This is a genomic window from Actinomycetospora sp. C-140 (assembly GCF_054796175.1).
Genome location: NZ_JBTWNF010000013.1, coordinates 172807 through 186171 on the forward strand (window position 1 = coordinate 172807; position 13365 = coordinate 186171).

Here is a 13365-nt window from a genome sequence, read left to right on the forward strand (position 1 = left end):
CGGAAACATCCCCGTGACACACCGACCCTAGGTTGACCGCCATGGCAGGGCGACCGTCGGACCACCGGCTGACACCCGCGCGCGAGGTGGTCCTCGGTGTCGAGGAGGAGTTCCACCTCGTCGACCTCGAGACGCGCTCGGCGGTGCCGCGGGTGCCCGAGCTGCTCGACGAGCTCCGGGCCCTCGACGGCGAGGCCTTCGCCGCCGAGCTGAAGCCCTCGATCATCGAGACCAACTCCCGGCCGACGACGGATCTCGCCGACCTGCGCACCGACCTCGTGCGGCTGCGCGGGATGCTCGCGAGCATCGCCGACTCGCGGGGCCTCGGCGTCGTCGGCGCGGGCAGCGTCCCGCTGATCGACGGATCCGCGACGGGCATCACGCCCTCGCCGCGCTACGAGCGCATGCGCGACGAGTACCAGATGCTCGCCTTCGAGCAGCAGATCTGCGGGACGCAGGTGCACGTCGACGTCCCCGACCGCGACACCGCGATCACGGTGATGCAGCACAGCGCGCCGTGGCTGCCGGTGCTCCTCGCGCTCTCGGCGAGCTCCCCGTTCTGGAAGAGCGAGGACACCGGCTACGCGAGCTCCCGCACCCTGGCCTGGCACCGCTGGCCCACCGCCGGTCCCCCGGCACCCCTGCGCGACGCGGCCGACTACGACGCGCTCATCGCCGACCTGCTCGCCTCCGGGACCATGTCCGACCCCGGCATGGTCTATTTCGACATGCGTCCCTCCGCGCACCAGAACACCGTCGAGGTGCGGATCTGCGACGCCAGCCCGAGCGTCGACGGCGTCGTCCTCATCGCCGGGCTCTCGCGCGCCCTCGTGCGCCACGGGGTCCGCGCCCACCTGGAGGGACGGCCGACGCCGCGGCACCGGGCCGAGCTGCTGCGCGCGGCCAGCTGGCGGGCCGCCCGCTCGGGCCTGGAGGGCGACCTCGTGGACGTCGCGGGCCGCGAGCTCGTGCCGCCGTCGCGGGCGGTGCGCCTCATGCTCGAGCACCTCGCCGACGACCTCGACGAGGCCGGCGACCGGGACGTGGTCGAGGAGCTGGCGCTCGAGTCCCTCGCCCGCGGCAGCGCCGCCGCCCGCCAGCGCCAGCGCGCCAACCGCAGCGGGGGCCTCGAGGCCGTCGTCGACATGCTCGTCGCCGAGACCCGCGGCGCGCCGGACTCCCCGGTCGACGCACCGGTGTCCGCGACCGTGGCGCCGGTGCTGCTCGCGGACTACCGGCCGCCCGCGTACGACGAGGCCGTCGCCGAGGACGCCACGGTGCGCCCGGCGTACTCGTGGCTCGTGTCCACCCTCGAGCGGATCGGGCCGTCCGGGCTGCTCGTGCACGAGAAGAGCCGCGACGCCGAGCAGCGGGCCCGCGGGATGTACTTCCCGCAGGGCGAGGACGCCGAGCGGCTGTTCCCCCTCGACCTCGTCCCGCGGCTGATCACCGCGGGCGAGTGGGGGACGCTGACCGAGGGGCTGGTCCAGCGCGCCCGCACGTGCGAGGCGCTGCTGCAGGACCTGCACGGCGAGCGCGCCTGCCTGCACGACGGCCTGCTGCCCGAGGCGGCCCTGCGCTGGCTGCCCCAGCCGCACGAGGCGGCCATGAACCTGCACCCCGGAGCGGTGCGGGCACTGGTCAGCGGCCTCGACCTGGTCTGCGACGGCGAGGGCGAGTGGAAGGTCCTCGAGGACAACCTGCGGATCCCGTCGGGCATCGGCTACGCGATGGCCGACCGCCGTGTCGTGCGCAGCGTCCTGCCCGAGCTGCAGGCACCCAACGGCGTCCTCGACGCCGACGAGGGCCCGGCGATGCTGCGCGAGGCGCTGCTCGCCTGCGCGCCACCCGCGGCGGGCGACGAGCCGGTGCTGGCGATCGTCACCGAGGGCCCCGTCGACTCGGCGTACTTCGAGCACCGCATGCTCGCCGAGGAGATGGGTGTGCCGCTCCTCACCCCCGGCGAGCTGCGCGCGGCCGCCGGCATGATCACGATCGCCGGGTCCGGGCGCCCGGTCGACGTCCTCTACCGGCGCATCGACGAGGAGGTCCTCTTCACCGCGCCGGACGCCTCCGGCCGCGCGCTGGGCGGGCCGGTCCAGGAGGCCGTGCGGACGGGCCGGCTCACGCTGGGCAACGCGCCGGGCAACGGCCTCGTCGACGACAAGGGCGTCTACCCCTTCATCTCGGCGCTGACCGAGTACTACCTCGGCGAGAAGGCGACCCTGGCGGCCGTCCCGACCTGGTCCTGCGCGGATCCCGAGCAGCGCGAGCACGTCCTGGCCCACCTCGACGAGCTGGTGCTCAAGCCCGTCGACGGCTACGGCGGGCAGGGCATCGTGATCGGGCCGCACGCGACCGAGCAGGAGCTCGAGGAGGTCGCCCGCGCCGTCCGGGCGGACCCCGCAGGCTTCGTCGCCCAGGAGACCGTCCGGATCTCCACCCACCCGACGTTCACCGGCGCGACGCTGGAGCCGCGCGTGGTCGACCTGCGGGCGTTCGTCGCCCTGGCCCCCACTCCGACGGTGCTGCCGACGCCGCTCACACGAGTCGCGCCCGCGGACTCGCTCGTGGTCAACTCCTCGCGCGGTGGCGGCTCGAAGGACACCTGGATCCTGCGCTGACCGCGCAGATGATCACGACCGAGGAGGCCACACGTGTGCGGCATCGCCGGTGAGTTCCGCTTCGACGGCCGGGCGGCCGAGGTGTCGACGGTGCTCGACATGGCCCAGGTCCTCGAACCCCGCGGCCCCGACGGCTGGGGTGTCGTCGGCCACGGCCCGCTGGCGCTCGCGCACCGCCGGCTCAAGATCATCGACCTCTCGGAGACGGGCGCTCAGCCGATGGTCGACTCCGACCTCGGCCTGACCGCCGTCTTCAACGGGATCATCTACAACTACAAGCAGCTGCGCGACGAACTGCACGCCGAGGGCTACCGGTTCTTCTCCACCTCGGACACCGAGGTGCTCGTCAAGGCCTACCACCGCTGGGGCCCGGCCTGCGTCGAGCACTTCAAGGGCATGTTCGCGTTCGCGGTCTCCGACCGCCGCACCGGCGAGCTGGTGATCGGCCGCGACCGCCTCGGCATCAAGCCGCTCTACGTCGCGCAGGTCCCCGGCGCGATCCGCTTCGCGTCGTCGTTGCCGGCCCTGCTCGCCGGCGGCGGGCTCAACACCGACGTGGACCGCGTGGCCCTGCACCACTACATGAGCTTCCACTCGGTGGTGCCCGCCCCGCGCACGATCCTGCAGGGCGTCCGGAAGCTGCCCCCGGCCACGGTCCGCACGATCTCGCCGGACGGTGCCACCGACGACTGGCTCTACTGGGAGCCGGAGTTCACGCGGAACGGCGAGAAGTCGGCGCAGGAGTGGGCCGAGACGGCGCTGACGGGCCTGCGCACCGCCGTCGAGCGCCGCATGGTCGCCGACGTGCCCGTCGGCGTGCTGCTCTCGGGCGGCATCGACTCGTCGATCGTCGTGGCGCTGCTGACGGAGATGGGCCAGAAGGACCTCAAGACCTTCTCGATCGGCTTCGAGGCCGAGGCCGGCGAGACCGGCGACGAGTTCGACTACTCCGACCTGGTCGCGAAGACCTACGGCACCGACCACGTCAAGTTCAAGGTCCCCAAGCACGAGACCGACGACGCTCTCGAGGGCGCGGTCGCGTCGATGGCCGAGCCCATGGTCAGCCACGACGTCGTCGCGTTCTACCTGCTCTCGCGCGAGGTCTCGAAGTCGATCAAGGTCGTGCAGTCCGGTCAGGGCGCCGACGAGATCCTCGGCGGCTACGACTGGTACCCCCCGCTGGCCGGTGTCCCCCGCGACGGCGCCCTCGACGCCTACCAGAAGGCGTTCTTCGACCGGCCGCACAGCGAGGTCGCGCAGCTCCTCACCTCCGAGGCGCTGGTCGACTCCGACGTCAGCCGGGAGTTCGTGGCCGAGCACTTCGGGCGCGACGGCGCGGACTCGGCGGTCGACGCCGCGCTGCGCCTCGACACCACGATCATGCTCGTCGACGACCCCGTGAAGCGCGTCGACAACATGACGATGGCCTGGGGTCTCGAGGCCCGCGTCCCGTTCCTCGACCACGACTTCGTCGAGGCCATGGGCGCCTGCCCGCCGGAGTACAAGCTCGCCGACGGCGGCAAGGGCGTCCTCAAGCAGGCGGCGCGCGGCGTGCTGCCCGACGAGATCATCGACCGGAAGAAGGGCTACTTCCCGGTGCCGGCGATCCGCCAGCTCTCGGGCCCGGTGCTCGACCGCGTGCGCGGCGCGCTCACCGACCCGGCCGCGACGAGTCGCGGGCTTTTCCGGCCCGAGGCCGTGACGCAGATGCTCGACGACCCGAACTCCGGACGCACCAACCTCGGCGCCAACGCGCTCTGGCAGGTGGCGCTGCTCGAGATGTGGCTGCAGGCCCACGGCATCACGTAGGTACGGTGCCCCGGCGACGACGGATCGTGCTCAACCGGAGGAGGGTCGCGGGCGGTGGACGAGTGGATCAGTGCCACACGTTGCTGGTCCCCCAGCCCCTCCCCGGACGGCACGACGATCGCGTTCGTCTGGGACGGCGACGGCCTCCCGCAGGTCCGCCTGCACCGCCGCGCCACCGGCGAGGAGTGGTCGCTCGACACCGGTGAGGAGCTCGTCTCCACGGTCCGCTGGTCGCCCGACGGCGCCTGGCTGGCCGTCGAGACCGCGCCGGACGGCGGCGAGCGCAGCAACGTCGCGATCGTGCGCCCCGACGGGACCGACCTGCGCGCGGTGCGCGGCGTCGGCGACGGCGACCGCGGCGCGGTGACCCTCGACCGCTTCACCCACACCGGCTCGGTGCTCGCGATCACGGAGGCGGACTACGACACGACGACGGCCTGGCTGGTCGACGCCGACAGCGGGCAGCGCCAGCGCGTGGGGTCCGGGCACGCCCTGCAGATCCTCGACGTCAGCCGCGACCGGCGCCGCGTGCTGCTGCGCCGCGGCCGCCGCGGCTCCCGCCACGTGGGCATCGTCGACCTCGACGGCACCGAGGGCTGGCACGAGATCGACGCGCGGCGCGGGCCCGGCGGGCCACCCGGGGCGGTGGAGCACCCGGTGGCCATCACCCGCGACTCGAGCGTCGTCGCCGGCCGCTTCACCCCCGACGGCACCAAGATGCTGCTGCTCACCGACGGCGGCCGCGAGCGGGCCGCGCTGGTCGCGGTCGACGTCGCCACCGACGCGCGGCCCATGACCCCCGAGGTGCTCGCCGAGCGCACCGACGCCGACCTCGAGCGCTTCGCCCTCACCGAGGACGCGGCGCTCGCCGCCGTCGTCTGGAACGTCGAGGGGCGCAGCGAGGTCGACCTGCTCGACATCGCCACCGGCAAGTGCTCGGGCTACGCCCCGCCCGGCGACGTCGTGACGAGCGCGGTGTTCAGCCACGACGGCGACTCGCTGGTGATGGGCATCCAGTCGCCCGAGGTGCCGGCCGCCGTGTGGTGCCACGAGCTGTCCTCGGACACCACGGCGCTGATCTGCCCGCAGGAGGAGCCGCGCTGGTCGCCGGGCCAGCTCGTGCACCCGTCGCTCGAGGTCGTCACCACCCCCGACGGCCTGCGCCTGCCCGGCTGGCTCTACCGCCCGCGCGGCACCACCGGCCCGCTGCCGACGGTGATCTACCTGCACGGCGGGCCCGAGGCGCAGGAGCGCCCGGTGTTCACCCCGCTCTACCAGCACCTGCTCGCCCGCGGCATCGCCGTCTACGCGGCCAACGTGCGCGGCTCGTCGGGATTCGGGCGCTCGTTCGTCAACGCCGACAACGGCGCCGGACGCTTCGCCGCGATCCGCGACGTCGCCACCTGCGTCGAGCACCTCGTCGAGTGCGGCATCGCCGACCCGGCGCGCGTCGGCGTGATGGGGCGCTCGTACGGCGGCTACCTCACGCTGGCCGCCCTGGTGAACCACCCCGAGCTCTTCGCCGTCGGCATCGACGTGTGCGGCATGGCGGACTTCGAGACGTTCTTCGCCCGCACCGAGCCGTGGATCGCGGACGCCGCGGTCGGCGAGTACGGCCACCCGATCCACGACCGCAACCTGCTGCGCGAGCTCTCGCCCGTGCACCGCATGGAGCACCTCCGCGCGCCGCTGCTCGTGGTGCACGGCAAGTACGACACCAACGTCCCGGTGCACGAGGCCGAGCTGGCGGTCCACGGCGCCAAGGACGCCGGCGTGCCGTTCCGCTACCTGCTCTTCGAGGACGAGGGCCACGAGATCCAGCGCACCGAGAACCGCGTCGCCTTCATCCACGCCTGCGTCGACTGGCTGAGCACCTACTTCGCGCTGACCCCCTGACGGCGGCGGCCCCGCGGAGCAGGCTGGGGCCGTGCACCGGGCCGGCCGCCTCGCGATCGTCGCCGTCGTCACCGCCTGCTGGCTCGCGGTCGGCTGCGCACCGCCGGTCCCCCCGGCGGCGGCACCGCCTCCCCCGCCGCCGTCCTTCACGCTGGTCGCGGGGGGCGACGAGCTCGTGCACCCGGCCGTCGCCGCGCAGGCGCTGGCCGACGGCCGGGGCACCCACGACTTCGCCCCGCAGCTCGCGGGCCTCGCGCCGCGGATCGCCGGCGCCGACCTCGCCCTGTGCCACCTCGAGACCCCGCTCGCCCCGCCCGGCGGGCCCTACGCCGGCTGGCCGTCGTTCGACGCGCCCCCGGAGCTGGCCCGCTCGCTCGCCGCGGTCGGCTTCGACGGGTGCAGCACGGCGTCGAACCACGCGCTCGACCAGGGCACCGCGGGCGTCGACCGCACCCTCGCGACCCTCGACGCGGCGGGCCTGCGGCACGCGGGCACCGCCCGCTCCCCCGCCGAGGCCGCGTCGACGACGTTCTACGACGTGCGCGGGGTGCGCGTCGCGCACCTGTCGGCGACCTACGGCCTCAACGGCGACGTCGTCCCCCGCGGGGGCAGCGTCGCCCTGCTCGACCCGGCCGCCGTGCTGGCCGCGGCGGCCCGCGCGCGTGCCGGCGGCGCCGCCGTGGTCGTCCTGTCCGCGCACTGGGGCACCCAGAACGACCCGACGCCGGACGATGAACAGCGGCGCCTGGCCCCGGAGCTGCTCGCGAGCCCCGACATCGACCTGATCATCGGCCACCACGCGCACGTCGTGCAGCCCTTCGAGCGGATCGGCGAGAAGTGGGTGGCCTACGGGCTCGGCAACCAGCTCGCCGACCAGGAGACCCCCGGCACCGACGACGGGGCGCTCGCCCGCTTCACCTTCGGTGTGGGACCCGACGGGCGGTGGCGGGTGACGCGCGCCGAGTACGTCCCGACCTGGATCGACGTGGGCCCGCCGATCCGCGTCCGGGACGTCACCGACGCGCCGGCCGGCTCCCCCGCCGCGGCGTCGCGGGAGCGCACCGACGCCCGGGTCGCGACCCGCGGCGCCCTCGCCGCGGGCCTCACCCGCGGGTGAAGGTCGGGTACGGAGAGCATCCGCGCGTAGGGCTGAACGAGTGTCGAGTGGATCCGGTTCCTCCCGTCCGTGTCACCCTCGGTGCACGCCTACGGGGAGGTGCCGGCATGAGCCCGATCGACGACCACCACGCGGCCCACGGCGGGGACGGCGGGCTGCTCGGCCCGCCCACCGGCCCGGAGCTCGGGACACCCGACGGGATCGGCCGCTTCCGCCCGTACCTGCGGGGCTCGATCTACTGGACGCCCGGGACCGGTGCCCACGAGGTCCACGGCGCGATCCTCGCCTCCTGGGCCGGGATGGGCTGGGAGCGCGGCGCGCTCGGCTATCCGCTGTCCGACGAGACCGCGACCCCGGACGGGATCGGGCGCTTCAACCGGTTCCAGAACGGCTCGATCTACTGGACGGCGGCCACCGGGGCGTTCGAGGTCCGCGGCGCCATCCACGCCCTGTGGGCGTCGCTCGGCTTCGAGCGCAGCGACCTCGGCTACCCGCTGAGCAACGAGGAGACGACCCCGGACCGCCACAGCCAGCACACGCGGTTCCAGGGCGGCGACATCTGGTGGGACGCCCACCGCGGCGCCTACGAGGTCCTCACCCGCCCCGCCTTCGGTGTCCCGGACCCGGCGCTCGGCGGCCGGTGGGAGGTCGCCCCGTTCACGGCGGGGATCAGCGGGCTGCACGCGGCGCTCCTGCCCACGGGCGCCCGCGGATCCGTCTGGTTCCTGAGCTACCTCGACGAGACCGGGCACGGCCACCACGACCCGCAGCCGTCCCACGCCGGCGAGTCCCGTGTCCTCGACCTCGACACGCGGACCGCGTCCACGCCGACCTACGAGGGGCCGCACGGTCACCTGCCGAACCTGTTCTGCGGCGGGCACGCGTTCCTGCCGGACGGACGGCTGCTGATGGTGGGCGGTGACCGTGAGCTGCAGGACCGGCTGAAGATGCTGCACACCTTCACGCCGGGCGGCGCGGGCGGCGGCCACTGGCGGGACGTCGACCGGATGGCCGAGGGCCGGTGGTACTCGACCGCGGTGACCCTGCCCGACGGGCGGGTGCTCATCGTCGCCGGCGAACGGCGGGTGTTCGACCCGGCGCTCGGTCCGAACCCCAACCTCAGCTACGAGATCTTCGACCCGCGCACGGACACGGTGGGCCCGCGCACCCCGGCCCCGTTCGAGGGCTTCGGGGGATCGGTCACCTACCCGTTCGTCTTCGTGCTGCCGGGCGACCGGGTGCTGGTGCACGGCGGCACCCACACCGTCTTCCTCGACCTCGGGAGCGCCACCTTCGAGCCGACGCACCTCGAGGCGACGGCCCGCCCGGACCGCAACAGCCGCACCTACGGCGTCGAGGGCACGGCCGTCCTGCTCCCCCTGCTCCCAGACGCGAGCCCGCCGTACCGCGCGACGGTGCTGGCCCTGGGCGGCGGCGGCCCCCAGCCGGTCGGGATGCGCACCCCCGCGACGGCCAGCGCCGAGATCCTCGACCTCGGCGTGCCCAGCCCGGCCTGGGCTCCGGTCGCGGAGATGCACGCGGCGCGCGTCATGCCCGACGCCGTCCTGCTGCCGGACCGGACCGTCCTGGTGATGTCGGGCAGCAGCCGCGGCTTCGCCGACAACGGCGCCAACCCGGTGTGGGAGAGCGAGATCTACGACCCGGAGACGGACACCTGGACGCGGATGGACCACACGTCCGTGCCGCGCCTCTACCACGCCACGGCGCTCCTGCTCCCCGACGGCACGGTCATGACGTCCGGCACCGACGCCACGTGGAACCCCGAGGTCATCCCGGTCTCGGAGCTCCGCCTGGAGGTCTTCCGGCCGCCCTACCTGTTCCGCGGTGACCGCCCGAAGATCGGGTCCGCGCCCGACGCCGTCGGCTACGGGACGACCGTCGAGGTCGGCACCAACGATGCCGCGACGATCACGACGGTGGCCCTGATGCGGAACGGGTCGTGCACGCACTCCTTCAACCCCGACCAGCGCCACGTCGAGCTGGAGATCGTGTCGCGGTCCGCCGACGGGCTCACGCTGCGCACCCCGCCCGACGGGGCGGTGGCCCCGCCGGGCTGGTACATGCTCTTCCTGCTCCGCGACGGGGTCCCGTCCGAGGCGGAGTTCGTCCTCGTCGGCTGAGTGACGACCGTCCTCACGGGCGCGTGACCGACGTCCGTGCCCGCCCGAACCACCGGTCCGTCGGGAGCAGCCCACCGATCCAGAAGCACAGCACGATCCCGCCGACGGCGACCAGGGGGGCCTTGAGCTCGGCGGGCGCGGGGACAGCCCGCGCGGCCGTCGCGAGGGCCAGCAGGACCGGTCCCTGGATGACGAACGCGGCGAACGCGGCTCCCGCCCACCGGGTGGCGCGCGCTCCGGTACCGGCGAGCCACCGCTCGGCGGCGCCGACCAGGAACACGGTGCCGCAGACCACCAGGACCGCCTCGGCCGCGTCGAGGGCGAGCGCTTCGGTGTGCCAGCCGCCGAGGTAGGGCCCGGACTGTCGGGCGACGTCGCGCAGCCCGGTGGCGAGCGCGAGGGCCGGGAGCGTGACGAGCGTCGTCAGCGTGACGATGCCGCAGCCGCGCCACAGGAGCGGCGGGACCCGACGGTCCCAGCCGCGGCGGGCCGCGACGATCCCCAGCAGGAACATCCCCGCGCACTGCGGCCACTGCCACACGTGCAGGTCACCCGGCTGCCCGCTGCGGGCGGTGACGCCGAGGCGGACCACGAACGACGCGACAGCGATCAGCAGGACCGCACCGAGGAGCCCGCGCGCGGTCAGGGGGCGCACCGCCGACGGCGGCGGTCCGACGAGCGCGCGCCACGCGGCGAGGACCGCCGAGTAGATCAGCAGCACCAGGGCGAACCACAGCGCACCCGAGTCGAACGGCGGGTCCCGGTGGGCCATCACCCACCACGGCGTCACCGGGCGGCCCGCGACCCGGTAGGCCAGCCACAGCGCCACGGGCCAGAGCACGAGCACCGACAGCAGCCACGGCACGCCGAGCTGACGCAGGCGCGTGCGGAGGTAGCCCCCCGGGCCGTGGCGGACGACCGCCCGCTCGGTCAGCAGGCCGGCGATCGCGAAGAACAGGCCGATGACGAACAGTCCCGACGGCCCCAGGATCGCGATCAGCACGAGCTCGACCCGCGGGTCGTAGGTGACCTCGTGGAGCTCGTCGTAGGCCCAGCCGCCGACGGCCGAGTAGCCGAGCAGCGCGTGGCCGCCGATCACCCAGGCGACGAGCAGCGTCCGGAGGTTGTCCAGGTGGGGCAGCCGTTCGCGCGGCCCGGGCGCCGGCGAGGAGAGGGGCGCGCCGTGGGGACCCCGGTGTCGGACGCGCATGCTGGCCCCTTCGCGCTCGGGACCCACGGGCGGGACCGGCGCGCCGGACACTCCGCCGGCCCCGGTCGTGCCACCACGGCAGGGCGGCACGACCGGGTGGGGCCGTTGGACCCGGCACCGCGGGTCCTCCGGCCGCGCTAGAGCTGGATCGACTTGACCTCGAGGAACTCCTCGAGCCCGTAGCGCCCGAGCTCGCGGCTGGTGCCGGACTGCTTGTAGCCGCCGAACGGCGCGAGGGGGTTGAACGCGCCGCCGTTGACGTCGACCTGCCCGGTGCGCATCCGCTTGGCGACCTCGAGGCCGCGCTCCTGCGAGCCGGCGAACACCGCGCCCGCGAGGCCGTAGACGGTGGCGTTGGCGATGTCGACGGCCTCGTCCTCGTCGGCGTAGGGCATCACCGACAGCACCGGCCCGAAGATCTCCTCCTGGGCGATGGTCATGTCGGGACGGACGCCGGAGAAGATCGTCGGGCGGACGTAGGCACCCCGCTCGAGGCCGTCGGGACGCCCGGGCCCGCCGGCGGCGAGCTCGGCGCCCTCGGAGACACCGCGCGTGATATAGCCCTCGACGCGCTCGCGCTGGCGGTCCGAGGACATCGGCCCGATGCGGGTGGACTCCTCGGTCGGGTCGCCGACGGTGTACTTGGCGGACTGCTCGACGGCCATCTCGACGACCTGGTCGTGCAGCGACTGGGGGACGAGCAGCCGGGTCCACGCGGTGCACGTCTGGCCGCCGTTGATGAAGCAGTTGCCGAGGCCGAGCTTGACCGCCTGGGTGAGGTCGGCGTCGTCGAGGACGATGTTGGCCGACTTGCCGCCGAGCTCCAGCGCGACGCGCTTGACCGTCCCCGCGGCGACCTCCTGCACCCGCCGCCCGGCCGGCACCGACCCGGTGAACGACATCATGTCGACCATCGGGTGCTGCGCGAGCGCCTCACCGGCGTCGGGCCCGGTGCCGTGCACGACGTTGAACACGCCGGCGGGCAGGCCCGCCTCGCGGGTGATCTCGGCGAGGATGCCGGCGGTCAGCGGGGCGACCTCGCTCGGCTTGAGCACGATCGTGCAGCCCGCGACCAGCGCCGGGGCGACCTTGGCGACGACCTGGTGCAGCGGGTAGTTCCACGGCGTCACGGCGCCGACGACCCCGACCGGCTCGCGCACGACCAGCGAGTTGCCGATCTCCTCGGTCCACGGGAACGACTCGGCGAGCCCGGCGACGCCCTTGGAGGTCGCCATCGGCATGCCGACCTGCACGGAGTTCGCGAACTTCGTCGGCGACCCCATCTCGGCGGTGATCGACGCGGCGATCTCGCCGCTGTGCGCCTTGATGCCCTCGCGGATGGCCAGCACCGTCGCGACCCGGTCGGCCAGTGGCGTCGCCGCCCACGCCGGGAACGCGTGCCGCGCGGCCAGGACCGCGGCGTCGACCTCCGCGGCGCCCCCGGCCGGGACCTCCGCGATCGTCGCCTCCGTCGCCGGGTTCACCACGGCGATCGAGCCGGACCCCTCCTGCCAGGCGCCGTCGATCCAGTGCCTCGTCAGCGTGTCCGTACCGGTGGTCATCGCAGCCAGCCTCCGCATCGTGGGTGTCCCCCCACCCTGCCCGACGGGGCGACGGGCCCGCTCGTGTGACTTACCGTGTGAGGACGGACACACCGCGTGGAGGTCCCCATGCTCATCGACGACATCCGCCAGACGCCCGCGAAGGTGCTCACCGAGGAGCAGCGCGAGTCGTACTGGGAGAACGGCTACCTGCTGCTGGAGCGCCTCATCCCCGAGCAGTGGCTGGAGCGCCTGCGCGCCGCCACCGACGAGATGGTGGAGCGCAGCCGGTCGCTCACGGCGTCGGACCGCGTCTTCGACCTCGAGCCGGACCACACCGCCGACGCGCCCCGGCTGCGCCGGGTGACCAGCCCCGTCGACCAGCACCCCGACTACTGGGCCTACGCCCGCGAGTCCGTGCTCGCCGACGTCGCGGCCGACCTCGTCGGGCCCGACGTCGCATTCCACCACTCCAAGCTCAACTTCAAGTGGGCCCGCGGCGGCGCCGAGGTGAAGTGGCACCAGGACATCCAGTACTGGCCGCACACCAACTACTCGCCGCTGACGTTCGGGACCTACCTGTACGACTGCGGGATGGAGCAGGGCCCGCTCGGGGTGCTGCCGGGCAGCCACGACGGCCCGCTGTACGACCTCTACGGCGCCGACGGGGCGTGGGCCGGGGCGCTCTCGTCGCACGACGCCGCCGGCCTCGACACCGACCGGACCGTCTACCTGCCCGGCCCCGCCGGCTCGGTGACGATCCACAACTGCCGCACCGCGCACCACTCGGCGGCCAACGACTCGCCGATCGGCCGGCCGCTGCTGCTCAACGTCTTCAAGGCGGCCGACGCGTTCCCGTACACCGCGAACCCGCTGCCCTCGAGCCACGCCGAGGAGGTCGTGCGCGGCGAGCGGGCGCGCTGGGCCCACCACGACCCGCGGCCGTGCCTCGTCCCGCCGGACTGGTCGGGCGGCTACACGAGCCTGTTCGCGCTGCAGCAGAACGAGGCGCCGGCGTCGATGTGAC

At 74.1% G+C, this 13365-nt stretch carries 8 protein-coding genes; 6 read left to right on the forward strand and 2 right to left on the reverse strand.

What is annotated here, in order from left to right:
• The first annotated feature begins 41 nt into the window (after window positions 1-41).
• The 5 genes from ACR9E3_RS21625 to ACR9E3_RS21645 all read left to right on the forward strand — a co-directional run bounded on the left by ACR9E3_RS21625 (window position 42) and on the right by ACR9E3_RS21645 (window position 9587).
• Window positions 42-2624 (forward strand): glutamate--cysteine ligase, encoded by a 2583-nt coding sequence (locus tag ACR9E3_RS21625; RefSeq protein ID WP_460382585.1) that lies wholly within the window; start codon window positions 42-44, stop codon window positions 2622-2624.
• A 33-nt stretch (window positions 2625-2657) separates the two neighbouring features.
• Window positions 2658-4433 (forward strand): N-acetylglutaminylglutamine amidotransferase, encoded by a 1776-nt coding sequence (locus tag ACR9E3_RS21630; RefSeq protein WP_460382586.1) that lies wholly within the window; start codon window positions 2658-2660, stop codon window positions 4431-4433.
• 54 nt (window positions 4434-4487) lie between these two features.
• Window positions 4488-6329, forward strand: a complete 1842-nt coding sequence (locus ACR9E3_RS21635) for a S9 family peptidase (RefSeq protein ID WP_460382587.1) — start codon at window positions 4488-4490, stop codon at window positions 6327-6329.
• 31 nt (window positions 6330-6360) lie between these two features.
• Window positions 6361-7446, forward strand: coding sequence for a CapA family protein (locus ACR9E3_RS21640; protein WP_460382588.1), 1086 nt, complete (start codon window positions 6361-6363; stop codon window positions 7444-7446).
• Window positions 7447-7553: 107 nt separating this feature from the next.
• A complete protein-coding gene (locus ACR9E3_RS21645; RefSeq protein ID WP_460382589.1) occupies window positions 7554-9587 on the forward strand; it encodes a galactose oxidase-like domain-containing protein in 2034 nt (677 codons plus the stop codon).
• Between the two features lie 13 nt (window positions 9588-9600).
• Here ACR9E3_RS21645 and ACR9E3_RS21650 read toward each other — a convergent pair whose 3' ends face one another.
• Window positions 9601-10797, reverse strand: coding sequence for an acyltransferase family protein (locus tag ACR9E3_RS21650; RefSeq protein WP_460382590.1), 1197 nt, complete (start codon window positions 10795-10797; stop codon window positions 9601-9603).
• 137 nt (window positions 10798-10934) lie between these two features.
• Complete coding sequence (locus tag ACR9E3_RS21655; RefSeq protein WP_460382591.1) at window positions 10935-12359, reverse strand: aldehyde dehydrogenase family protein; 1425 nt, start codon at window positions 12357-12359, stop codon at window positions 10935-10937.
• A gap of 108 nt (window positions 12360-12467) precedes the next feature.
• Here ACR9E3_RS21655 and ACR9E3_RS21660 point away from each other — a divergent pair, with 108 nt between their 5' ends.
• Window positions 12468-13364, forward strand: coding sequence for a phytanoyl-CoA dioxygenase family protein (locus tag ACR9E3_RS21660; RefSeq protein WP_460382592.1), 897 nt, complete (start codon window positions 12468-12470; stop codon window positions 13362-13364).
• Window position 13365 lies beyond the last annotated feature (1 nt).